Annotated in this window: 16 protein-coding genes; 14 read left to right on the top strand and 2 right to left on the bottom strand. The window is 69.8% G+C overall.

Going from position 1 to position 20888, the window contains the following annotated elements; all coding sequences use genetic code 11:
* Positions 1-91 precede the first annotated feature (91 nt).
* Positions 92-562, bottom strand: coding sequence for an alpha/beta hydrolase (locus tag ACZ4IF_RS13975; protein WP_467562509.1), 471 nt, complete (start codon positions 560-562; stop codon positions 92-94).
* Positions 563-1390: 828 nt separating this feature from the next.
* On the opposite strand from ACZ4IF_RS13975, the gene ACZ4IF_RS13970 reads away from it, so the two are divergent.
* The 5 genes from ACZ4IF_RS13970 to ACZ4IF_RS13950 all read left to right on the top strand — a co-directional run bounded on the left by ACZ4IF_RS13970 (position 1391) and on the right by ACZ4IF_RS13950 (position 7910).
* Positions 1391-2149 (top strand): helix-turn-helix transcriptional regulator, encoded by a 759-nt coding sequence (locus tag ACZ4IF_RS13970; RefSeq protein WP_467562507.1) that lies wholly within the window; start codon positions 1391-1393, stop codon positions 2147-2149.
* Between the two features lie 260 nt (positions 2150-2409).
* Entirely contained in the window at positions 2410-3822 is a 1413-nt protein-coding gene (locus tag ACZ4IF_RS13965) for an ABC transporter substrate-binding protein (RefSeq protein WP_467562505.1), read from the top strand.
* Between the two features lie 13 nt (positions 3823-3835).
* A complete protein-coding gene (locus tag ACZ4IF_RS13960) occupies positions 3836-4789 on the top strand; it encodes a carbohydrate ABC transporter permease (RefSeq protein ID WP_467562503.1) in 954 nt (317 codons plus the stop codon).
* Positions 4786-5670 (top strand): carbohydrate ABC transporter permease, encoded by an 885-nt coding sequence (locus ACZ4IF_RS13955; RefSeq protein WP_467562501.1) that lies wholly within the window; start codon positions 4786-4788, stop codon positions 5668-5670. Before ACZ4IF_RS13960 ends, ACZ4IF_RS13955 begins: the two co-directional genes overlap by 4 nt.
* Complete coding sequence (locus ACZ4IF_RS13950) at positions 5670-7910, top strand: glycosyl hydrolase family 65 domain-containing protein (protein ID WP_467562499.1); 2241 nt, start codon at positions 5670-5672, stop codon at positions 7908-7910. Before ACZ4IF_RS13955 ends, ACZ4IF_RS13950 begins: the two co-directional genes overlap by 1 nt.
* 68 nt (positions 7911-7978) lie before the next feature.
* On the opposite strand, the gene ACZ4IF_RS13945 is transcribed toward ACZ4IF_RS13950, so the two are convergent.
* On the bottom strand, positions 7979-9025 hold the full coding sequence (locus ACZ4IF_RS13945) for a LacI family DNA-binding transcriptional regulator (RefSeq protein WP_467562497.1): 1047 nt from the start codon (positions 9023-9025) through the stop codon (positions 7979-7981).
* A gap of 595 nt (positions 9026-9620) precedes the next feature.
* Between ACZ4IF_RS13945 and ACZ4IF_RS13940 the strand changes: the two genes are divergently transcribed.
* The 9 genes from ACZ4IF_RS13940 to ACZ4IF_RS13900 all read left to right on the top strand — a co-directional run bounded on the left by ACZ4IF_RS13940 (position 9621) and on the right by ACZ4IF_RS13900 (position 20857).
* Entirely contained in the window at positions 9621-10649 is a 1029-nt protein-coding gene (locus ACZ4IF_RS13940) for a LacI family DNA-binding transcriptional regulator (protein ID WP_467562495.1), read from the top strand.
* A gap of 100 nt (positions 10650-10749) precedes the next feature.
* Positions 10750-12021: an extracellular solute-binding protein gene (locus tag ACZ4IF_RS13935; protein WP_467562493.1), complete on the top strand. Its 1272-nt coding sequence runs from the start codon at positions 10750-10752 to the stop codon at positions 12019-12021.
* A gap of 9 nt (positions 12022-12030) precedes the next feature.
* A complete protein-coding gene (locus ACZ4IF_RS13930) occupies positions 12031-12987 on the top strand; it encodes a carbohydrate ABC transporter permease (protein WP_467562492.1) in 957 nt (318 codons plus the stop codon).
* Position 12988: 1 nt separating this feature from the next.
* Positions 12989-13882: a carbohydrate ABC transporter permease gene (locus tag ACZ4IF_RS13925; protein WP_467562490.1), complete on the top strand. Its 894-nt coding sequence runs from the start codon at positions 12989-12991 to the stop codon at positions 13880-13882.
* Positions 13883-13945: 63 nt separating this feature from the next.
* Positions 13946-14962 (top strand): glycoside hydrolase family 130 protein, encoded by a 1017-nt coding sequence (locus tag ACZ4IF_RS13920; RefSeq protein ID WP_467563033.1) that lies wholly within the window; start codon positions 13946-13948, stop codon positions 14960-14962.
* Positions 14959-16173, top strand: coding sequence for a Gfo/Idh/MocA family protein (locus tag ACZ4IF_RS13915; protein WP_467562488.1), 1215 nt, complete (start codon positions 14959-14961; stop codon positions 16171-16173). The genes ACZ4IF_RS13920 and ACZ4IF_RS13915 overlap by 4 nt, the downstream gene beginning before the upstream one ends.
* On the top strand, positions 16170-17816 hold the full coding sequence (locus ACZ4IF_RS13910) for a glycoside hydrolase family 13 protein (RefSeq protein WP_467562486.1): 1647 nt from the start codon (positions 16170-16172) through the stop codon (positions 17814-17816). The genes ACZ4IF_RS13915 and ACZ4IF_RS13910 overlap by 4 nt, the downstream gene beginning before the upstream one ends.
* Complete coding sequence (locus ACZ4IF_RS13905) at positions 17813-19189, top strand: phosphomannomutase/phosphoglucomutase (protein ID WP_467562484.1); 1377 nt, start codon at positions 17813-17815, stop codon at positions 19187-19189. Before ACZ4IF_RS13910 ends, ACZ4IF_RS13905 begins: the two co-directional genes overlap by 4 nt.
* Positions 19190-19906: 717 nt before the next feature.
* Positions 19907-20857: a 1-phosphofructokinase family hexose kinase gene (locus ACZ4IF_RS13900; protein WP_467562482.1), complete on the top strand. Its 951-nt coding sequence runs from the start codon at positions 19907-19909 to the stop codon at positions 20855-20857.
* The last annotated feature ends 31 nt before the right edge of the window (positions 20858-20888 follow it).

Genomic DNA, 20888 nt, shown 5'->3' with positions numbered 1-20888 from the left:
CCGCCGGAGTCTGCGCCACCCTCGGCCGGCCCTCGGAGCTCGCGGCGGCGACCGCGACGGAGACCCGAGGGCCGTTCTTGAGAGGGCATGTTCAGGAAGTGCGCCGGGTGACGAAGTCGGCGATGACGTCCTGCATCTGTGTCAGGCCGGGCTCTTCGAGGGGGTAGTGGCCCGCGCCGTCGAGCATGACGGTGCTGACCGGTACCCGCGTGATGCGGGACAGGAAAGGGGTGTCGTGGGATGTCTCGTCGCGGACCCGCTGATCGCGCTGGTCCGGGAAGGTCATGCCGACGATGCCGCGCAGCGTCCCGCGAGGCGCCTTTGTCGCGACGTCGTAGGCGAGCATGCCGCCGGCGCTCAGCCCGTAGAGCACGATCGGGCGGTCGTCGCGAGACCGCTCGTGGGCGAGGTAGTCGACGACGAGATCGACCCAGTCGTCATAGCTGGGGGTGGCGCCACGGCGGACCTGGGTGAGGCCGTAGCCGAGGTTGTCGAGGGCGACGGTCTCGAAAACCGCGCCGGGCGAGCGGGGCGCCGAGGATGAGCGACATCTGGCGTCCATTGGTGCCCACGCCGTGGTGCAGGACGACCTTGGCCTTGGCGGTGGGGTTCGGGTAGCGGTCGAGGTGGACGCGGTGGCCCTGCCAGCGCCAGAACTCCTCGGCGGGCGCGGTGGTCCGGGTCAGGCGGAGCCGTTCGGGCAGGAACTGCTGCAGCTCGCGCCAGGCCCGCTGGTCGCGTTTACAGGGTGGAGGCCGGGGCCTTGTTCATGGTGATGCTCTTTCGTGTGGCCTGACCACGATCAGGCAGGGTGGCGGTGGAAGGCGGGAGCGGCCAAGGGGCTTCACCTGTTGACCCTGTGGCCCGCGAGTCCGTGCCCGGCCCCCTTGAGGGCCTCGCCGAGGGGCGCGTGGGCATGCCCGACCGCAGGTTGTCGCCCGCCGCCCGCGGCGTCGCCGGCTTCATCGGACGGGGGTGTGCGAGAAGAAGGGGAAGCTCGTGCCGGTACGGCAGCCTGCTCGAAGCCGTAGCGCCGTCCAAGGGTTGCCACAGCGCTCTGTTGCACAGCGTGAGGAGCGACGCCGTGGACTCACCGGTCCGCTCTGCCACCGTCGGCACGGGCTGCGTCGTGAACAGCACCGTGAACTCGCCGGGGAGACGCTCCGGCAGATCAATCGCCACGCTGTTGACCTGCTGATTCCTGCAGTAGCTGGTCCTGCCCGGTTCCATCCGGTAGCTCCCTTCGCGCCGTCCACCTTGGGAAGGACTGCCGCGCCGGAACCGGTCCTCAGCGGCCGAAGAGCTACTCGATCCGGCAATGCGCGCGCCGCCTTCGATAACACAAAGTGATGGATGGGGTGGGGCTGACGAGGACGGTTGCGCCGGTACTGTGAGGCCTGAGAGTTGCTCGTTCCGGCATCCCTGGGCGCTCCGCTTCGTCGACCTGTCGTTCTCCCTGGGGAACATCAAGCGGCGCGAAGAAGCGGGCAACGTAGAACTCGTACTGGACGCACCCGACGTCCCGCCCTCCGCACGGCGGTTCTTCGTCGAGCGCGACGCCGCGGGGATCATGACGATCCAGCGAGAACTCTTCGCCTCACCCGTTCCGTTCCGACGAGTGGACTTCGCCTTCCCGCCCCCGGCGGACGGCGTCGGCCTCTGCAGCGGAGTCTTCGGAGTCGCCCCTGCCTTCGACGCCCAGCAAACCGTCATAGGGCTCGACCCGGGTCTCCTGGACCTCCCGCTGCCCCAGGCCAACGAGCACACTGCCGCCCTCGCCCTCGTGCAGTGCCGGGAGTTGCTGGCCCGGAGACGGGCCCGGACCGGTTTGGCGGGCCGCGTCAGGGATGTTCTCGTCGCCCGGCTGTCCGATCCTCCGGACGCGGACGAGGTGGCCGACCTGCTCCACCTCGGCAGCAGAACGCTGCGGCACCGGCTCGCCGCGGAAGACACGTCCCACCGTGCGCTGCTCTCGGAGGTCCGGGAGCACATGGCCGAGGAACTCCTGATCACTGCCGGCCTTCCGGTCGAACAGATCGCGCGGAGGCTGGGCTACGTCGAGGTCTCCAGCTTCTCCCAGGCGTTTCGCCGGTGGAAGGGAGTCGGCCCGCGTGAGTACCGCAGACAACACCCCGCGCTGGGCCGGTAGTCGCTTCCCCTGGACCGAGTGAGAGCGAACACGACGTGAGGTGTCCCGCCTTCCGGGGTGGGAGCCGCACAGGCGCCTTCTCGAATATGAACGATCAAATGTCTCCATCCGGAGACAGTCGTCCCGGCCGACTGTGGCACCAACTCCCTGGTGAGGGCTGCGAGAAGACAACGAGCACAGTGGATGCCGCAGGGGTTGACGGGAGGACGCATCGACGGCATCTTGAACGATCAAATTCAGCCGTTGGCAGGGCCGCTGCCATGAACCGGTCGACGCAGCATCTGCATCCGCCGGTGAGCAACGAGGAGGACACCGTGGGGTCTTCGCGGATAGCCGTTGGCGCGGGACTGGGCCGGCCGAAGCCCCCGGGCGTGAGGCCGGTGCGGCGGGCAGCCGCGGTGGTGGCGGCGCTGATGTGCGCCTCGGTGCTCAGCGGATGCGGTGGCTCGGGCTCCTCCGACACGGACTCCGGAGGGCCGGAGAAGTCGCAGGACCGCGGCCCGATCGCCTTGGCCACCGGCAAGGACACCACGGGCACGTTGCAGGGCCAGCTCGAACGCTGGAACAAGCAGCACCCCGATCAGAAGGTCACTCTCGTCGAGCTCCCCGAGAGCGCCGATCAGCAGCGCCAGCAGTTCATCCAGAACGCTCAGACCAAGTCCGACACCTACAGCGTGCTCAACCTCGACCCGATCTGGGTCGCCGAGTTCGCGGCCAACCAGTGGATCGACGAGCTCCCCGCCAAGGAGTTCCCGCTCGACAGGATGATCCCCGCCGTCGTGAAGACCGGCGAGTACTTCGGCAAGCAGTACGCCGTCCCCTTCAACACCAACGCGGGTCTGCTCTTCTACCGCAAGGACCTTCTCGACCGGATCGGTGCCCAACCACCCACCACCTGGGCCGAGTTGAAGCAGGACTGCGTGAAGGTGCAAAAGCTCCCTGAAGGCAAGGGCGTCGACTGCTACGCCGGGCAGTTCGACAAGTACGAGGGGCTGACCGTCAACTTCGCCGAGGCCGTGGCCTCCGCCGGCGGCAGCGTCGTCGACGACAAGGGCAAGGCCACCGTCGACACCGAGGCCGCGAAGAAGGGTCTGCGGTTCCTCGCCGACGGGTTCAAGGACGGCACCATTGCCAAGCAGGCCTCCACCTACAAGGAGGAGGACGGCCGCCGAGCCTTCCAGGCGGGCAAGCTCCTCTTCCACCGGCAGTGGCCCTACCAGTGGGCTCTCGCGAACGCCAAGGACGGGTCGAGCAAGGTGGCGGGGAAGTTCGGCGTCGCCGCGCTGCCCGGCCTCGACGGCCCCGGCAAGTCCAGTCTCGGCGGACTCGACCTGGCCATCAGCAAGTTCGCCAAGAACAAGGCGACCGCTCTCGACTTCATCAAATTCTTCTCCAGTGAGGCCAACGCCAGGACCAACCTCAAGGTCACCTCGGCGGCCCCGCCTTACACCGGCCTCTACGACGACCCGGCGCTGCGCAAGCAGTTCCCGTACCTGGCCACACTCAAGGAGTCGCTGGACACGGCGACGCCCCGGCCCGTGGTCGTGCACTACGGCGATGCCACGGCCGCCATCCAGGAGAGTGCCGCGGCCGCACTGAGCGGCTCCAAGTCGGTCGACGAGGCCTTGGCCGACATGCAGAAGAATCTCTCCGCCGCCATCGCTGCGAAGTAGACGGGCCGCCCACGTGTCCGTCACGACACCGACGCCCGTTCGCAAGACCGCGGCCTCCCGGCCCGTGCGCTCGTCGCGCCGGGCCGGGACGGCCGGTCTGGCCGCGGCCCTGCTCTCACCGACGTTGCTGGTCCTCGTCCTGGTCATCGGATACCCCGTGGTGGCGGCCCTGCGGCTGTCCTTCCAGGTGTCCAGCGAGTCCATCGACCCGCACACCGGTTTCAGGGTGACCGCCACTTCCTACGGCGCCGAGAACTACACGTCCGTCTTCTCCGACGACCGGCTGCTGAGGCCCTGGTGGAACACCACGTCGTTCGCCCTGGCCTCGGTCGCCCTCGAGGTCCTGCTCGGTGTCTCCATGGCCCTGGTGATGCACCGGGCCTTCCGCGGCCGGGCCTTCGTCCGGGCCGCCGTCCTCGTGCCCTGGGCCATCCCCACCGCGATCTCCGGCATGCTCTGGAAGTGGATCTTCAACAGCCAAGGGGTCGCCAACGAGATTCTCGGCACCCAAGTGCTGTGGAGCAGCGACGGATTCCAGGCCTGGCTCTCCGTGGTCATCGCCGACACCTGGAAGACCGCGCCGTTCATCGGGCTGCTCGTCCTCGCCGGACTGCAGATCATCCCCGGCGAGTTGTACGAGGCGGCCCGCGTCGACGGCGCTTCTCCATGGCGTGTGTTCTGGCGGATCACCCTGCCCCTGGTCCGCCCCGCCCTCGTGGTCGCTGTCCTCTTCCGCCTCCTGGACGTCCTGCGCATGTTCGACCTGCCGTACGTCCTGGTGGGGCCGCGAAAGGACTCGGTCGAAACACTCTCGATGATCGCCTTCGAGGAGATGACCAATCTGCGCTTCGGGACCGCGGCCGCGTACGCGACCGTCCTGTTCGCGTACGTCGCCGTGGTCGCCCTGGCGTTCGTGAAGCTGTTCGGAGCCGATCTGATCGGCCGGGGCACCGGGAGTGAGACATGAGTACGACGACCTTCAGGCTTCGACGGGTCACCTCCGTACGGCGTGGCACGAAGCGCGCCGGGCGCGGCACCGCCTGGGCCCGCCGCCTCGGTATCGCGGCGGTCGTGGCCTACTGCCTCGCGCCCTTCTACTGGATGGTCGTCTCCAGCCTGCGCAGACCGGCCGACCAGTTCTCCAACGCGCCGCTGCCCGCGCCGGTCTCCTTCGACAACTACTCCGCGGCCTTCGACGCGCGCAACGGATTCGGCCGGGCCCTGGTCAACAGCCTTGTCGTGGCCGGTGTCACCACCGCCGTCACACTGGTCGTCGCCATCTTCGCCGGATACGCGCTGGCACGGCTGCGGTTCCGCGGCAAGACACTGATCCTGACGCTGATCATCGCGGCCTCGATGTTCCCGCCGATCATCCTGGTGGTGCCGCTGCTCGACCTCTTCACGGACGCGGGCTGGATCAACACCTACCAGGCGATGATCGTCCCGAGCATGAGCTTCGCCCTGCCGCTGGCCGTCTGGAACCTCACCGCGTTCTTCCGCCAGATGCCCGCGGAGCTCGAGAAGGCCGCCCAGGTCGACGGGTGCACACCCGCGCAGGCGTTCCGCAAGGTCGTGCTCCCGCTCGCCGCACCGGGCGTCTTCACCACGGCGATCCTCGTCTTCATCTGCGCCTGGAACGAATTCCTCATCGCGGTCAGTGTGGTGAACGACCGTCACATGATGACCGCGAACGTGATCGTGTCGCTCTTCACCGGCCAGTACAGGTACGACCAGCCGTTCGGCACACAGATGGCGGCCGGCGTCGTGGTGACCCTGCCGCTCGTCGTCGCCGTGTTGTTCTTCCAGCGGCGGATCGTGGACGGTCTCACGGCAGGAGGACTGAAATAGTGGACGCCCACACGGCGGGAGAGCCGGCCCGAGCAAGCGCCCCGGCCGGCGGGGTGTCCGCCGCCTCGGACGAGTGGGTGCTGAGCACCGACGATCCGCTGACCGACTACCACCCCGCCTTCACCGGCAACGGCCGGCTGGCCGCGCGTGTGCCGGCAGCCGGCAACGGCTTCGCCGACGCTCCCGTGAGCACCCAGTTCCATGTCGCCGGCTTCTACACCGGCCGCCGCGGCGGATGGTCCCGCAAGGCGTCCCTGCCTGCCTGGACGACGCTCGACGTGAGCGACGGCAGCGGCTCGTTCAACGACGCCTTCAGCTCCGTACGCGCAACGGCGGAGGAACTCGTCGGAGGCGACTGGGCAGCAGTGACACGCCCGGAAGCCGGAGCCGCTCGCGGCATCGAGCGGTATCGGCAGTCCCTCGACCTGCGTACGGGAGTGATCACCACGGAGGCCCGCTGGACCTCGCCGGCGGGCCGGGCCACCGACGTGCGCTACCAAGTGCTCACCGACCGGTCCCGACCGCACGTGGCCGCCGTGACCGTGACGGTCACCCCGCACTTCGAGGGGACGCTCGTCGTCGTCGACACCCTCGACGACCGGGCGGCTTCCCGAGCGACGCCGGTCCGGCAGGGGGCCGGCGCGGGACGGATCTGGACCGTCACGGAGGCCGAGGGAAGCGGCATCGCGGCCGCGACCGTCTCCGTTCTCGACGCCGAGGGCGCCGAGCCGTCGTGTCCATCGGGGGAGGAGACGGCCGCGCAGACGGTCACGGTGCGAGCGCTGCCGGGTCACCCCCACACCTTCACCAAGTACGTGTCCGTCGTGACCTCGCACGACGCCGACGACCCGTATGCCGCCGCCCGAGCCCACGCCGACGCGGCCGCCCTCGAGGGATACGGCAGGCTCGCCGACGACAACCACCGGGCCTGGGCACGGGAGTGGCAGGGCGACATCGTCGTCCGCGGCGACGCACGCCTGCAACGCCAGGTGCGGGCCTCGAAGTTCTACCTCCTGACCAGCGTGCGCGAGGACTCGCCGTGGTCGCTCTCACCCGCCGGGCTCTCCAGCGACAGTTACAACGGCCATGTCTTCTGGGACACCGAGACCTGGATGCTGCCCAGCCTCCTGGCCCAGCACCCGCAGATCGCCGAGAGCGTCCTCGACTACCGGGTCCGGCGGCTCGACGCGGCCCGCGCCTATGCCGCCGACGGCGGATACCGGGGCGCCCGCTTCCCCTGGGAGAGCGGTCTCACGGGCGACGAGGACACCCCGGTGTGGGCTCCGTGCGGCCGTCTGGAACAACACGTCAGCTCCGATGTCGCGCTGGCCTTCTGGCAGCACTGGCTGGTCACCGGCGACGAGCGATGGCTGCGTACGTCGGGGCTGCCCGTGCTGAGCGCGGTCGCGGACTTCTGGACGAGCCGGGTCACCGCCGACGCCGAGGGCCGCTGTCACATCAACGGGGTGATTCCGCCGGACGAGTACGCGGAGGGGCCGCACGACGACTCCGTCTACACGAACGTCGCCGCCCGGGCCGCACTTCGCTTCGCCGCCCGGGCCGCAGAGGCGTCGGGGCAGCCGGCCGATCCGCGCTGGACGGACGTCGCGGACCGGATTGTCGTCCCGTTCGATCAAGCCCTCGGCATCCACCCGGAGTTCACCGGATACGAAGGCCAACAGATCAAACAGGCCGACGTGGTGATGCTCGCCTACCCGTGGGAGAACCCGCAGCCCGCTGAGGTCTCCCGGGCCGACCTCGAGTACTACGTGCCCCGTACGCACGAGGACGGCCCGTCGATGACCGACTCGGTGCACTCCGTCGTCTACGCCGAACTCGGCGACGCCAAGGCCGCGTTCGAGCACACCCGGCGCAGCGTCGAGCCCTTCCTCCGGCCGCCCTTCGAGCAGTTCGCCGAGACCCGCACCGGGGGAGCCTTCACCTTCCTCACCGGTCATGGCGGCTTCCTGCAGGAGTTCCTTTACGGCTACTCGGGACTGCGCTGGCGCGCGGACCGTATCGTCCTCGCACCGATCCTGCCCGACCCGCTGGACGGCATCGCTCTGCGACGGCTGCGCTGGAGGGGCCGCGTCTTCGACATCGACATCCGGCACGACGCCACGACGGTACGGCTGCACGCGGGCGAAGCGCTCCCGGTGGAGGCCGCGGGACAGCTCCATCACGTCCCAGCCGGGGGAGAGGTCAGGCTCACTACACGCACACCAGTGGCAGACCGGTAACCGTTGGGCAGGGGCAGGGGCAGGGGCAGGGGCAGGGGCAGGGGCAAAGGCAGAGGCGCGCGGCTGGATCAGCCGCCGTGCGCGCGGCGCAGCGGAGCCGAGCTCGCGCGCACGACCAACTCCGGAACCAGCAGCCGGTGCAGAGACTCGGCGGCGCCGTCGACGTCCTTGTCCGCGCTCCGGCCGATGAGCCGCAGCAGCTCGGCCATGATCAACCGGCCGACCTCCTCTATCGGCTGACGGACACTCGACAGTCCCATCGCCGCTGCGGCCGGGGTGTCGTCGAATCCCACCACCGCGACGTCCTCGCCGGGGCGCAGTCCGTGGTGGCGCACCGCGTGCAGCGCGCCGACTCCGAGGGTGTCGGTCGCCGCGACGACAGCGGTCGGGGGCGCCGGCCGGTCCAGGAGCTCCGCCATGAGCCGCGTACCACCCGACATGGTGTCGTCGCCCCGCACGTCGAGCCGGTGGCTTTCGGCGAGCAGGCCGTGCCGGTCCATGGCCGCCAGCCAGCCGTGAGCCCGGGCGTCGCCGACACTGGAGCCCTCGGGCCAGCCCAGGAATCCGATGCGCCGGTGGCCGGCGGCAACCAGGTGATCGACCGCCGAGGCCGTCCCGGCCGTGTTGTCGACGTCGGCCCAGCTGTAGCCGTCGGCACCGCTCGCCGTACGCCCGAACGCGGCGAACGGGACTCCGGCTGCCTCCAGTTGCCGTGGACGCGGGTCGTGCGGAGTGACGTCGTAGAGCACCACCGCGCTCACGGCCCCGGCGCGCCACAGCGCCGTGCACCGCTCGGTCTCCTCATCGGCATCGGGCGCCGTGAACAGCAGCACGTGGTGGTCGCATGCCTGGCCCGCCTCGGCGAGCGCGTGAAGGAAGCGGTCCTGGATGGAGGCCACCGTCTCCGCATGGACCGGCAGGATCCTGCACCCCACCATGCGGGGAGAGCTGGCCCTGAGCGAGCGTGCCGCCCGGTTGGGGTGGTAACCGAGGTCGGAGACGGCCCGATTGACCCGTTCCCGCGTCTCGGCACGGACCCGGTCGGGCGCGTTGAGCACGTTGGACACCGTCTGCCGTGACACTCCTGCCGCCTCGGCGACGTCCGAGATGGTCACGGATGGCCCTGGAGTCGGCCGTGGGCCATGGGAACCGGCCGTCATGTGCATCCCCCGCTGGTCGACCCCTACGTATGTGCATGAACGGAGATCGGCGCCCCGCATGCCGGACGGATGGATTTTATCGTTCAAGCCCGGGCTGTCGAGGCTGAACAGCGGGGGAGAGGCACCACGCCCGATGAGCGTCGACGGACGTAGCAGCCACCCGATCCAGGGCCATCATAAGTGTGACAAAAGGCACGGACTGGGATCGTGCGGCCTTCGACTGCAGGGCGACTGTCGAGGTCGGACCCCCACTCACACCGATGTTGCCGTCGCCCGGCCGGTCAAAGTGAAGTCCGCGAGGGGCAAAAGCGGCAAATGACGCAAGCACTATTCTTTCCCTCGACCTATTGACTTCTCGCGGTTCCTGGGCCGAAGCTACGGGGCAGCCATTCAAACCGGTTTAAACGCCGGCGCGCCGCTCTCCTTCCATGAGGTTCCGCCTCATCGTGAGGTCCTGCAACAGACCTCGTCGGTCGAGGTCGACGAGTGTCGGGCCGTTCGGCTCGGGGAGCGCGTGGTGACAGTCCCGTCTGAAGAAAGCGGTACGCACATGTCCCGTCGTCCGACCATCGCCGATGTGGCGAAGTTGGCCGGAGTGTCCCGCGCGACCGTTTCGTTCGTCCTCAACAATCGTCCCGGCGTGGCTCAGGAGACGCAGGAGCGCGTCCGCTCCGCGGTCGGGGAACTGGGATGGACGCCGAGCCGCAGCGCACGCGCACTGTCCACCGGGCGCGCCCGCGCAGTGGGCCTCGTCCTCGCCCGCGAACCCGAACTCATCGGCACCGATCCCTTCTATCCGGCCTTCATGGCGGGCATCGAGGCAGTCATCTCCGAGACCGGCAACGGTCTGATGCTGCAGATGAGCCGGCCCGGAAGCGAAGTGGACACGTATCGCAGGCTCTCGTCCGACCGGCGCGTGGACGGTGTTTTCCTCACAGACCTGCGCGTCGACGACTCCCGTCCGGCGCTGGTGGCCGAGCTGGGCCTCCCGGCCGTGGCGGTCGGGTCGGTCGAGGCGGGCGCGGGACTGCCGGCGATCAACCTCGACGACCGCCCCGCCGTACGCGATGCCGTGCGACACCTGGTCGGTCTGGGGCACCGGGACATCGCCTACGTCGCAGGACCCGACGAGTTCGTGCACGCCCGGCGCCGCCGCCAGGCCTGGGCGGACGCACTCGCCGAAGCAGGCCTGCGAGAGGGGACGCTCCTGCCCGGGGGCTTCACCGCCGAGGGCGGAGCACGGGCCACCCGCATGCTCCTCGACCAGCCCACCCCGCCGACGGCCATTGTGTATGGCAACGACTTGTCCGCCACGGCGGGCATGGCGGTCGCCCAGGACAGCGGACTGCGGCTGCCCGAAGACCTCTCGGTGGTCGGCTTCGACGATGTGCCGCTGGCCTCCTACACCAACCCTCCGCTGACCACGTGCCGTGCGAACCCGTTCTCCTGGGGCCGGGCGTCCGCACAGGCATTGGTGGAACTGATCGAGACCGGCACCACCGCCGACATGGAACTGGAGCCGGCCGCCCTGGTGGTGCGTGGCTCCACCGGACCCGTACCGGACCGCAAAGCCGTATGACCCAGCGGCTCGGCCGGACTCTCTCTGCCCCCGGGACGGGGCAGTCGAGCACCGGCTGTCCCGCTCCGCAAGATTCATTCAGCTAGAAACGGAACCTCCAATGAAGAAGGCCCTCCTCGCCATGCTGCCCGTGGCCGCCCTCGCCCTCTCCGCGTGCGGCGGCGGCGGTTCGGACTCCAGCGCTTCGAACGACGCGCACGGTCCGATCACGATCTGGTACTCCAACAACGCGCAGGAAGTCGCGTGGGGCAAGAAGATGGTCGCGGACTGGAACGCCGCCCATCCCAAGGAGAAGGTCACCGCTCAGGAGATCCCCGCGGGCAAGAGCTCCGAGGAGGTCATCGGAGCGGCGATCACCGCCGGCAACGCGCCGTGTCTGGTCCTCAACACCGCTCCGGCCGCCGTGCCCGGATTCCAGAAGCAGGGCGGCCTCGTGTCGCTCGACGAGTTCCCCGACGGCAAGAAGTACCTGCAGGAGCGGGTCGGCGACAGGCTCTCCCAGTACGCGTCGCCGGACGGCAAGTACTACCAGATGCCGTGGAAGAGCAACCCGGTGATGATCTTCTACAACAAGGACCTGTTCAAGAAGGCCGGGCTCGACCCGAAGCACCCCAAGCTGTCCAGCTACAAGGACTTCCTCGCGACGTCGCGCAAGCTCGTCGACAGCAAGGCCGCCAAGGCCGCGATCTGGCCGGCTCCGACGTCGGAGTTCTACCAGTCCTGGTTCGACTACTACCCGATGTTCGCGGCGCAGACCGGCAAGCAACTGGTCGAGGACGGCAAGGCGCAGTTCGCTTCGCCCGATGGCATCAAGGCCGCCCAGATGTGGAAGACCATGTACGCCGACGGCCTGGCGCCCAAGGAGACCTACAACGGCGACGCTTTCGCCGAGGGCAAGGCCGCCATGGCCACCGTGGGTCCGTGGGCGGTCTCCGTCTACGGCGACAAGGTCAACTGGGGTGCCGTGCCGGTGCCCACCGCCGAGGGCACCCCCGGCAAGGGCACCTTCAGCGACGAGAAGTCCATCGGCATGTACACCTCCTGCAAGAACCGCGGGACGGCCTGGGACGTCATGAAGTTCGCCACCGGCAAGGAGCAGGACGGCAAGCTGCTCGAAGCGACCGGCCAGATGCCGATGCGCGCCGATCTGGCGGCTGCCTACCCGGCCTACTTCGCGTCGCACAAGGAGTACGAGGTCTTCGCACAGCAGGCCGAGCACACCGTCGAGGCACCCAACGTGCCCAACTCCGTCGAGGTGTGGCAGACGTTCCGCGACGCGTACACCAAGGCTGTCATCTTCGGCAAGGGTGACCTCGACTCCGCGTTCAAGGGCGCCGCGGCCAAGGTGGACAAGCTCGCGGAAGGCCAGTGAGCACCCGCCATGTCCACTGCCTCTGACACTCACGGGTCCCGGCACGCCGCCGGGACCGGGAGCAGGAAGCCGGGGCCCAGGCAGCCGTGGCGGTTGCGGCTCGGCGGCCATCAGCCCATCGGCATGCTCTTCGTCTCCCCGTACGTGCTCTATCTCGCCGCGATCTTCGTGTATCCCCTCGGCTTCGCCGTGTGGATGTCCTTCCACGACTACTTCTTCGCGGCCCCCGGCGTCCAGGTCGACCGGCCCTTCGTGGGACTGGACAACTACACGACGGTGCTGACCGACCCTGCGGTGTGGCGCTCCTTCTACAACATCGCCGTCTTCCTGGTCATCAACGTGCCACTGACCGTGGTCGCGTCCCTTGTCCTGGCGAGCGCGCTGAACAAGAAGCTGCCCTTCCGGTCGTTCTTCCGCACGGCGTACTACATCCCCTACGTCACCGCCAGTGTCGCGGTCGTCGGTGTGTGGTTGTTCCTGTTCAACTCCGACGGCCTGGTCAACAACGCACTGGGATCGCTGGCGCCGCATCCGTCCTGGCTGGTGAACTCGCACCTCGCCATGCCGCTCGTGGCGGTCTTCGTGGCCTGGAAGCAACTGGGCTTCTTCGTGGTGCTGTACCTGTCGGCACTGCAGAACGTGCCCCAGGAGCTCTACGAGTCGGCGGCCCTCGACGGCGCCGGACGCCTGCGCACCTTCCGCTCCATCACGGTCCCGGCGGTGCGCCCGGCCACACTCCTGGTCCTGATCCTCGCCACCGTGACCGGCGCCAACCTGTTCACCGAGCCCTACCTGCTGACCAGCGGCGGCGGACCCGACGGCGCGACCACCTCGCCCGTGCTGCTGATGTACCAACGGGGACTGCAGCAGGGACACCCGGACGAGGCGGCGGCCATCGGCGTGATCCTGGTCATCCTGGTCACCGCGATCTCACTCGTGTACCGACGGCTCGTGGAGAGGGACTGAGATGACCGCCGACAGAGCGCCTCGTCCCATCGACGAGCAGCACCCCACTCAGCACACCCCGCGAACCCGTCCGCGGTCGATCGGATCACGGATCGCCCTGCTCATCGGCGCGTTCGCCTTCCTCTTCCCCTTCTACTACATGATCATCGGCTCCCTGCAGAAGGAGCCCGACTCCAGCCCGTCCGGCGCGTTCCCGAACCCGGCGAACCTGAGCCTGCAGAACTACGCGGCGATCAACTCGGCGATCTCTCTGGGACGCTCCCTGGTGAACTCCGGCATCTTCACCGGCGGGGTCATCATCTGCACCACCGTGTTCGGTCTGCTCGCGGGCTACGCCCTGGCCCGGCTGCACTTCCGCGGCCGTGGCTCGACCTTCGCCCTGGTGCTGCTGGTCCAGGTCGTGCCCTTCCAACTGCTGCTGATCCCGCTGTACGTGCTCATCGTGCGCGACTACGGTCTCGCCGACTCCTACCTCGGCATGATCCTGCCCTTCGCGATCAACACGAGTGCCGTCTTCATCTTCCGCCAGTTCTTCCTGCAACTGCCGCCCGCACTGTTCGAGGCGGCCCGCCTCGACGGCGCCGGCGAGCTGCAGATCCTCTTCCGCATCGCGCTGCCGCTGTGCAAGCCGGCCCTGCTGTCGGTCGTGCTGCTCAGCTTCACCGGGCCCTGGAACGAATTCCTCTGGCCGTTCCTCGTCACCAAGCAGCAGGACATGCAACCCCTGGCGGTCTCCCTGGCGAACTACATCAGCACCGTCGCCTCCGCCTCCGCCAACCCCTTCGGCGCCATCCTCGCCGGGGCGTGCGTGCTCGCCGCACCGGCCGTGGCCCTCTACGTCATCTTCCAGAGCCGTTTCACCTCCACCGACATCGACTCAGCAACGAAGGGCTGAAACTCCGTGTCTCACAGCACCACCCCCTCTGTCCCATACACCCTCACCCGTGTCGGCGTCGTGATGTCCCCGCTGCCCGGCGAGGCCAACGAGGCCGAGGGCGTTCTCAACCCGGCCTCCGGCCGCACCCCCGACGGCACGCTGCACCTGCTGCCGCGCCTGGTCTCCGAGGGCAACGTCTCTCGCGTCGGTCTCGCCGAAGTCACCCTCGAGGACGGTGTCCCCACGGGAGTGGAGCGCCGCGGCGTGGTGCTCGCACCCGACGCCGGCTGGGAGCGCGGCAAGAACAACGCCGGCGTGGAGGACCCCCGCACCACCTGGATCGAGGATCTGGGCCGGTACGTCATGTCATATGTGGCCTACGGACCGCTCGGCCCCAAGCCCGCCCTCGCCGTCTCCGAGGACCTCCTCGACTGGGAACGCCTCGGCCCCATCCAGTTCGCCTACCAGGCGGACCTGGACACCGACCTCAACCTCTTCCCCAACAAGGACGTCGTGCACTTCCCCGAGCCCGTGCCGGGCCCGGACGGCGCGCTCTGCTACGCCATGCTGCACCGCCCGATGTGGGACCTCGGCTGGTTCCGGCCGGGCGAGGGTGTGCACCTGCCCGCCGGCGTGACCGACGAGCGCCCCGGCATCTGGATCTCGTACGTGCCCGTCGACGAGGTGAAGCAGGACCTGAGCGCCCTGACCCGCCCGCGCCACCACCGTCTGGTCGCGCTGTCGGAACACCCCTGGGAAGACCTCAAGATCGGCGCCGGTCCGGCCCCCATCCGGGTCGACGAAGGCTGGCTGCTCATCCACCATGGCGTGTCCGGCACGATCGAGGACCCGTTCGCGCAGGTGCAGACGGTCAACTACGCGGCCGGCGCCATGATCCTCGACCCCGCCGACCCGGCCCGCGTCATCGCCCGCACCGCCGAACCGCTCATGGCCCCGGAGACCGAGGAGGAGCGCTCCGGCACCGTCCCCAACGTGGTCTTCCCCACCGCGATCGAGGAGATCGACGGCGTGCGCTACGTGTTCTACGGGATGGCCGACGCGCACATCGGCGTGGCCCGCCTGGACCGATCCCAGTGAGCCCGAGCCCCGCAGGGCACGGCGTCGCACTGGTCGGCTGCGGCGCCTTCGGCTCGTTCGTGCTGGACGCGATACGCGACATCCCCTCGCTCCGGGTCATCGCGTGCGCGGACGCCGACCGGGGCCGGGCCGAGGAACTCGCGGCCCGCCACGGCACCACCGCCCACGCACGGGTGGAGGACGTAGCCGCCCTCCCCGACGTCGACGTGGTCGTCCTGGCCACCCCGCCGGCCGCTCACGCGGACGGCGCGGTGGCCGCCCTGCGGGCGGGCAAACACCTCTTCTGCGAGAAGCCGATGGCGCTCACCGTCGAGGACGCCGCGCGCGTCGAGGCGGTGAGCCGCACCTCGCCAGGGGTGTTCGTCGTCGACCACGTGCTGCGCTACAACCCCCTCCTGCGGCTGCTCCAACGGCTCGGGCAGGAACAACTGCTGGACCCGCTGCGCCGGTTCGCCTTCGAGAACGACGCCTCCGACGAGGACCTCGGCCCGGACCACTGGTTCTGGGATCCGAGGCACAGCGGCGGCATCCACGTCGAGCACGGTGTGCACTTCTTCGACGCCGCGAACGCCCTGATGGGCAGTGGCCCGCTCCAAGTCCAGGGAACCGAGGTGCGGCGCCCGGACGGCCCGGTGGACATCGTGGTGGCCACGGCCGTCCATCCCGGCGGCGCCGTCGCCACCCACACCCACTCCTTCACCCACGCGCACCGCGCCGAGCGGCAGTTGATGCGACTGGACTACGGATTCGCCGAAGCCCGGGTCACCGGCTGGATCCCGACGTACGCGACGCTCACCGTGTGGACCGACGAGGCGGGCGCGGCCCGCTGGGAGGCGCTGCCCGCACGGGCCGGCGAACTCCTCGCGGTTCCCGGCCTGCGCCCGCACGGCGAGGAACGCGTCACGGTGTCCGTGGCACGCGGCGCCGGCTCCTCCCGGCCGGCCCGCGGCAGAGGGATCACGCGCAGCGTCCCGCACCGGGTCGACTGCGTCGTCGACCTGGGCGGCGAGGACCGCAAACCGCACGTGTACGCCGAGAGCGTGCGAGCGGCCATGACGGACCTCCTGCACTGCGCGGCACACGGCGGCACACCACAGGCCGACGCCCGCGCCGGGCTGACGGCCGTGGCCGTGGCGCGGGCCGCCACCACGTCCGCGCACAGCGGTCGGACCGTCGCCCTCACCGCCGCCCCGGCCGGAGGCATCGGATGACGCTGCCCGACCTGCTCCTCGACGACGGCCACCCCGTGTGGTGGAGGGAGGCCGTCTGCTACGAGATCCACCCGCGTGCCTTCGCCGACGGCGACGGCGACGGCACCGGCGACCTGCCCGGAGCCACCGCCCGCCTGGACCACCTGGCGGACCTGGGCGTCGACGCGGTGTGGATCACCCCGTTCTACCCTTCGCCGCTGGCGGACGGCGGCTACGACATCTGCGACCACACCGGCGTCGCGCCCGACCTCGGGACACCCGCCGACTTCGACGCCCTGGTGACGAAGGCGCACGCGCTGGGCATCAAGGTCCTGGTCGACGTCGTACCCAATCACACCTCCCACCGGCATCCCTGGTTCCAGGACGCGCTCGCCGCCGGCCCCGGCTCCCCGGCCAGAGCGCGCTACATCTTCCGCGAAGGCCGCGGCGAGAAGGGCGAACTGCCTCCCAACGACTGGCAGTCCGCGTTCGGCGGCCCCGCCTGGACCAGAATCGACGAGGCGGACGGCCGCCCCGGACAGTGGTACCTGCACCTGCACGCACCGGAGCAGCCCGACCTCGACTGGCGCCACACCGAGGTGGTAGCCGAGTTCGAGCGCATCCTCAAACACTGGCTGGACCGCGGTGTCGACGGCTTCCGCGTCGATGTCGCCCACACCCTGTTCAAGGCCGAGGGCCTGCCCGACGCCGGCCCCGGCCAGCACCAGGACGTCCACCGCAACCACCTGATGCCCTACTACGACCAGGAGGAACTGCACCCGCTGTTCCGTGACTGGCGTGCCCTGCTGGACCGGCATCCCGCCCCCGCCGGGGCGGTGGCCCCGCCCGAGCGCCTGATGGTGGCCGAGGCAGGCATCTTCGACCGTGAACGCCTGGCCCGCTACGTCGCCCCGGGGGAGATGCAGCAGACGTTCAACTTCGCCTTCCTGGAATGCCCTTGGGACGGACCCGCGATGCGGGAGGTCGTCGAGCAGTCCGCACGCGCCATGCAGGCCGTGGGCGCTCCCGTCACCTGGGTGCTCTCCAGCCACGACGCGATCCGTCCGGTCAGCCGCTACGGGGGCGGCCGGCTCGGCGGACGACGCGCCCGCGCGGCGGCGCTGCTGATGCTGGGCCTGCCGGGCGCGGCGTACATCTACCAGGGCGAGGAACTGGGCCTGCCCCAGGCTCTCGTCCCCGACGACCGGATCCGCGACCCGCTGTGGATACGCTCCGAGCACCTCCAACGGGGGCGCGACGGCTGCCGCGTACCGCTGCCCTGGGCGGGGAACGGCCCTCCGTACGGCTTCAGCGACGCCGCCGCGGAGAACTGCTGGTTCCCGCAGCCCGCCGACTGGGCGCAACTCACCGTCGCGGCACAACGCGAGGACGATCGATCCATGCTCGCCCTGTACCGGGCAGCACTGCGCCTGCGCCGCGCCCATCCCGCACATGACACCGCACTGCGGATCCAGGGCCCCGAGAACGGCGAGTGGTTCGCCTTCGAACGGGCGCCCGGGTTGCACTGCCTGGTCAACTTCGCACCGCGGCCCGTCCCCCTGGACGATCACGCCGAGGTACTGCTGTCCAGCGCACCGCTCGAAGGACGCGCCGTCCCCCAGGACACCGCGGTCTGGATCACCTACAAGGAGTACCAACAGTGAACAAGGGCCCAGGCGTCGACCTGTCCGCACTGGTGAAGGCGTACGACGTCCGCGGCATCGTCCCCGATCAGCTCGACGAGGACCTCGCCCGGATGTTCGGCGCCGCATTCGTCGAGACGACCGGCGCCACCGCCATCGTGACCGGGCACGACATGCGCCCCAGCTCACCCGCTCTGGCGCGAGCCTTCGCACAGGGTGCCGCCGGGCAGGGGGCCGACGTCACCGAGATCGGTCTGTGCTCCACGGACGAGCTGTACTTCGCCAGCGGCCACCTCGACCGGGCCGGCGCGATGTTCACCGCCAGCCACAACCCCGCCCGCTACAACGGCATCAAGATGTGCCGGGCCGGTGCGGCACCGATCGGCCAGGACACGGGCCTGCGTGACATCCGCACGCTCGTGGAGTCCTGGGCGGCGGGCGAGCCCCTCCCGTCCCCGGGCCGCACGACCGGTTCCGTCACCCGGCGCGACATGCTCGCCGACTACGCGGCTCACCTGCTGGGCCTCGTCGACGTCGGCACCGTCCGCCCGCTCAAGATCGTGGTGGACGCCGGCAACGGCATGAGCGGCCTGACCGTGCCCGCCGTCTTCCGCGACGTGCCGGTGGAGATCGTCCCCCTGTACTTCGAACTCGACGGGACCTTCCCCAACCACGAGGCCAACCCGCTCGACCCCGCCAACATCGTCGACCTGCAGCGCGCGGTACGCGAGAGCGAGGCCGACCTCGGCCTGGCCTTCGACGGCGACGCCGACCGCTGCTTCGTGGTCGACGAACGCGGCGAGGCCGTCGCCCCCTCCGCCGTGACCGCGCTGATCGCCGCCCGGCTGCTGGCCGCGCACCCGGGGAGCACCGTCCTGCACAACCTGATCACGTCCCGGACCGTGCCCGAAGTGGTCCGCGAACTCGGCGGAACACCGGTCCGTACACGGGTGGGCCACTCCTTCATCAAGGCCGAGATGACGCGCACGGGCGCAGTGTTCGGCGGTGAGCACTCGGCGCACTACTACTTCCGTGACTTCTGGAACGCCGACACCGGCATGCTGGCCGCCCTGCACGTGATCGCCACGCTCGGCACACAGCAGGAACCCTTGTCCCGCCTGGTGCGCCGCTACCAGCGCTACGCGGCGTCGGGGGAGATCAACAGCACCGTCCAGGACCAGAAGTCCACCATCGGGGCCGTACGCGACGCCTTCACCGCCCGAACCGGGGTGACCAGCGACGAGCTCGACGGCCTGACCGTCTCCGCCGCCGACTGGTGGTTCAACCTGCGCCCCTCCAACACCGAACCGATGCTGCGCCTCAACGTGGAGGCGGTGGACACGGACACACTCACCCGGGTACGGGACGAGGTCCTGGAACTGATTCGCCGCTGAGACGGCGGCGCCGGAACCCGGTGTCACGGCCACCCAAGGGGCTCTTGGTCGGTCGGCATGCCGGAAAGCAGGCCCAGCCGTGAGCCGGCATGCACGTGACGTCGGACTGTTTCACTATGGAAGTCGGTCGGACGTGTCGCTGTCCACGGAGGTGAGCGCGATGACGCTTCCCCTGCGGCGACGGACCGGTGGGCCAGTGGAGTTGGACGAGGTCTGCAGCCGTGCGCACCGATTCCTCCGTGTGTCGTGGTCGCGGCACACGCCGTTCTGGTCGATCGAGGTGCCAGCTCACGAGTGCCTTGGGAGCGAAGACCGAGGACGCCGGGGCAGCTGTGGCCGACGCAGCGCTCACGGTCACCATTTCCTCCGCCCGGGCAGCCACGGCCCGGGGCGGAGAACGGCCTCCGTGACCCCGCACGAGAGAACAGCGGGCGTCGCCGGGCCTCACACGTTCGAAGCCCGGCACGGTGGTCAGGAGCCGAAGCCGGCGCCGGCAGTGGCCCGGATCGGAATCGACCGCGGCGTGTGGGAGCAGGGCCCGATCTCCTCAGGCTGCCACGAGCGGGGCGGTCCCCGGCGGGCGGTGCGCCGGTCAGGGGTCAGCGCGACCACCGGGGCACCGCGATGAGCAGGGCCGCGGTGCCGGACCCCGCCACAGCCGGGACTGCCGACGCTGCAGGGGGATCGGGGAGTACCGCCGGGCCGTCGATCCTGACCTTGACGATGAATCCCGCGGTCGATCTCTGCTGGGAGGTCGGGTACCTGGAGGACATCGGCAAGAACCGTGCCCGGGTCAGGTCCGTGGCCGCCGGGGGCGGAGGGATCAACGTCGCCCGTCATGTCGTGCGGCTCGGAGGACAGGCCATCGCCGTCCACACCGCCGGAGGCGAGGTCGGCCTGCGCCTGAACCGGCTGCTGGACGAAGAAGGCGTCGACCATGTCGCCGTCGACATCCACGACGAAACCCGCGAGGCACTCGTGCTGTTCGAGGCCAGGTCGCGCCGCAGCTATCACCTTGTGCCTCCCGGTCCGCAACTGCACGACCGTGAGGGGCGGCGGTGCCTGGAAGTGCTGGAGCGGGCCGTCGGCAGCTGCCCGTACGTCGTGGCCAGCGGCAGCCTGCCCGGCGGCTTGCGCGACGACTTCTACGCGGCCGTCGCCCGCCGTGTCAAGGAAGCCGGATCCCGGCTGATCCTCGACACCTCCGGGCCGGCGCTGCGCGGCGCACTCGCTGAGGGCGTGTTCCTGCTCAGATGCAACCGGACAGAGGCCGAGAGCCTGACCGGCCGGGCCATCAGCGGCTTCGACGACGCCCGAGCCCTCAACGAGCACCTGCTCACCACAGGGGCCGCCGAGATCGCCGTCACCACCCTCGGAGCGCTGGGCGCACTGTGCTCGACCGGCCTCGGCCACACCGAGCTCTACGCGCCGCCGCTGCCCGGCGAGCCACTGAGCGACGCCGGGGCGGGAGACAGCATGGTCGCCGCCCTCACCACGCGGCTGGCCGCGGGAGAGGATCCCGTCAGCGCCTGCGCGCTGGGGGTGGCCGCAGCAGCGGCAGCGATGCTCATCCCCAGCACCGAACCCTTCGACCGGGACACGGCCCGATCCCTCCGCTCACAGGTGAGGACCAGGTTCCAGACCGGTGCACGACGCCGGGACCTTTGACCCTGCCCACGACAGGGCGATTCGGCAGGGA

The sequence above is a fragment of the Streptomyces sp. NPDC025784 genome (genome assembly GCF_055558435.1).
This window is presented reverse-complemented; position numbering and strand designations above follow the sequence as displayed.

Excerpts from the sequence above, each read along its gene's own strand:
- ACZ4IF_RS13975 (WP_467562509.1), bottom strand. The coding sequence starts at position 562 with ATGGACGCCAGATGTCGCTCATCCTCGGCGCCCCGCTCGCCCGGCGCG.
- ACZ4IF_RS13965 (WP_467562505.1), top strand. The coding sequence starts at position 2,410 with ATGAACCGGTCGACGCAGCATCTGCATCCGCCGGTGAGCAACGAGGAG.
- ACZ4IF_RS13955 (WP_467562501.1), top strand. The coding sequence starts at position 4,786 with ATGAGTACGACGACCTTCAGGCTTCGACGGGTCACCTCCGTACGGCGT.
- ACZ4IF_RS13940 (WP_467562495.1), top strand. The coding sequence starts at position 9,621 with ATGTCCCGTCGTCCGACCATCGCCGATGTGGCGAAGTTGGCCGGAGTG.
- ACZ4IF_RS13935 (WP_467562493.1), top strand. The coding sequence starts at position 10,750 with ATGAAGAAGGCCCTCCTCGCCATGCTGCCCGTGGCCGCCCTCGCCCTC.
- ACZ4IF_RS13930 (WP_467562492.1), top strand. The coding sequence starts at position 12,031 with ATGTCCACTGCCTCTGACACTCACGGGTCCCGGCACGCCGCCGGGACC.
- ACZ4IF_RS13925 (WP_467562490.1), top strand. The coding sequence starts at position 12,989 with ATGACCGCCGACAGAGCGCCTCGTCCCATCGACGAGCAGCACCCCACT.
- ACZ4IF_RS13920 (WP_467563033.1), top strand. The coding sequence starts at position 13,946 with ATGTCCCCGCTGCCCGGCGAGGCCAACGAGGCCGAGGGCGTTCTCAAC.
- ACZ4IF_RS13910 (WP_467562486.1), top strand. The coding sequence starts at position 16,170 with ATGACGCTGCCCGACCTGCTCCTCGACGACGGCCACCCCGTGTGGTGG.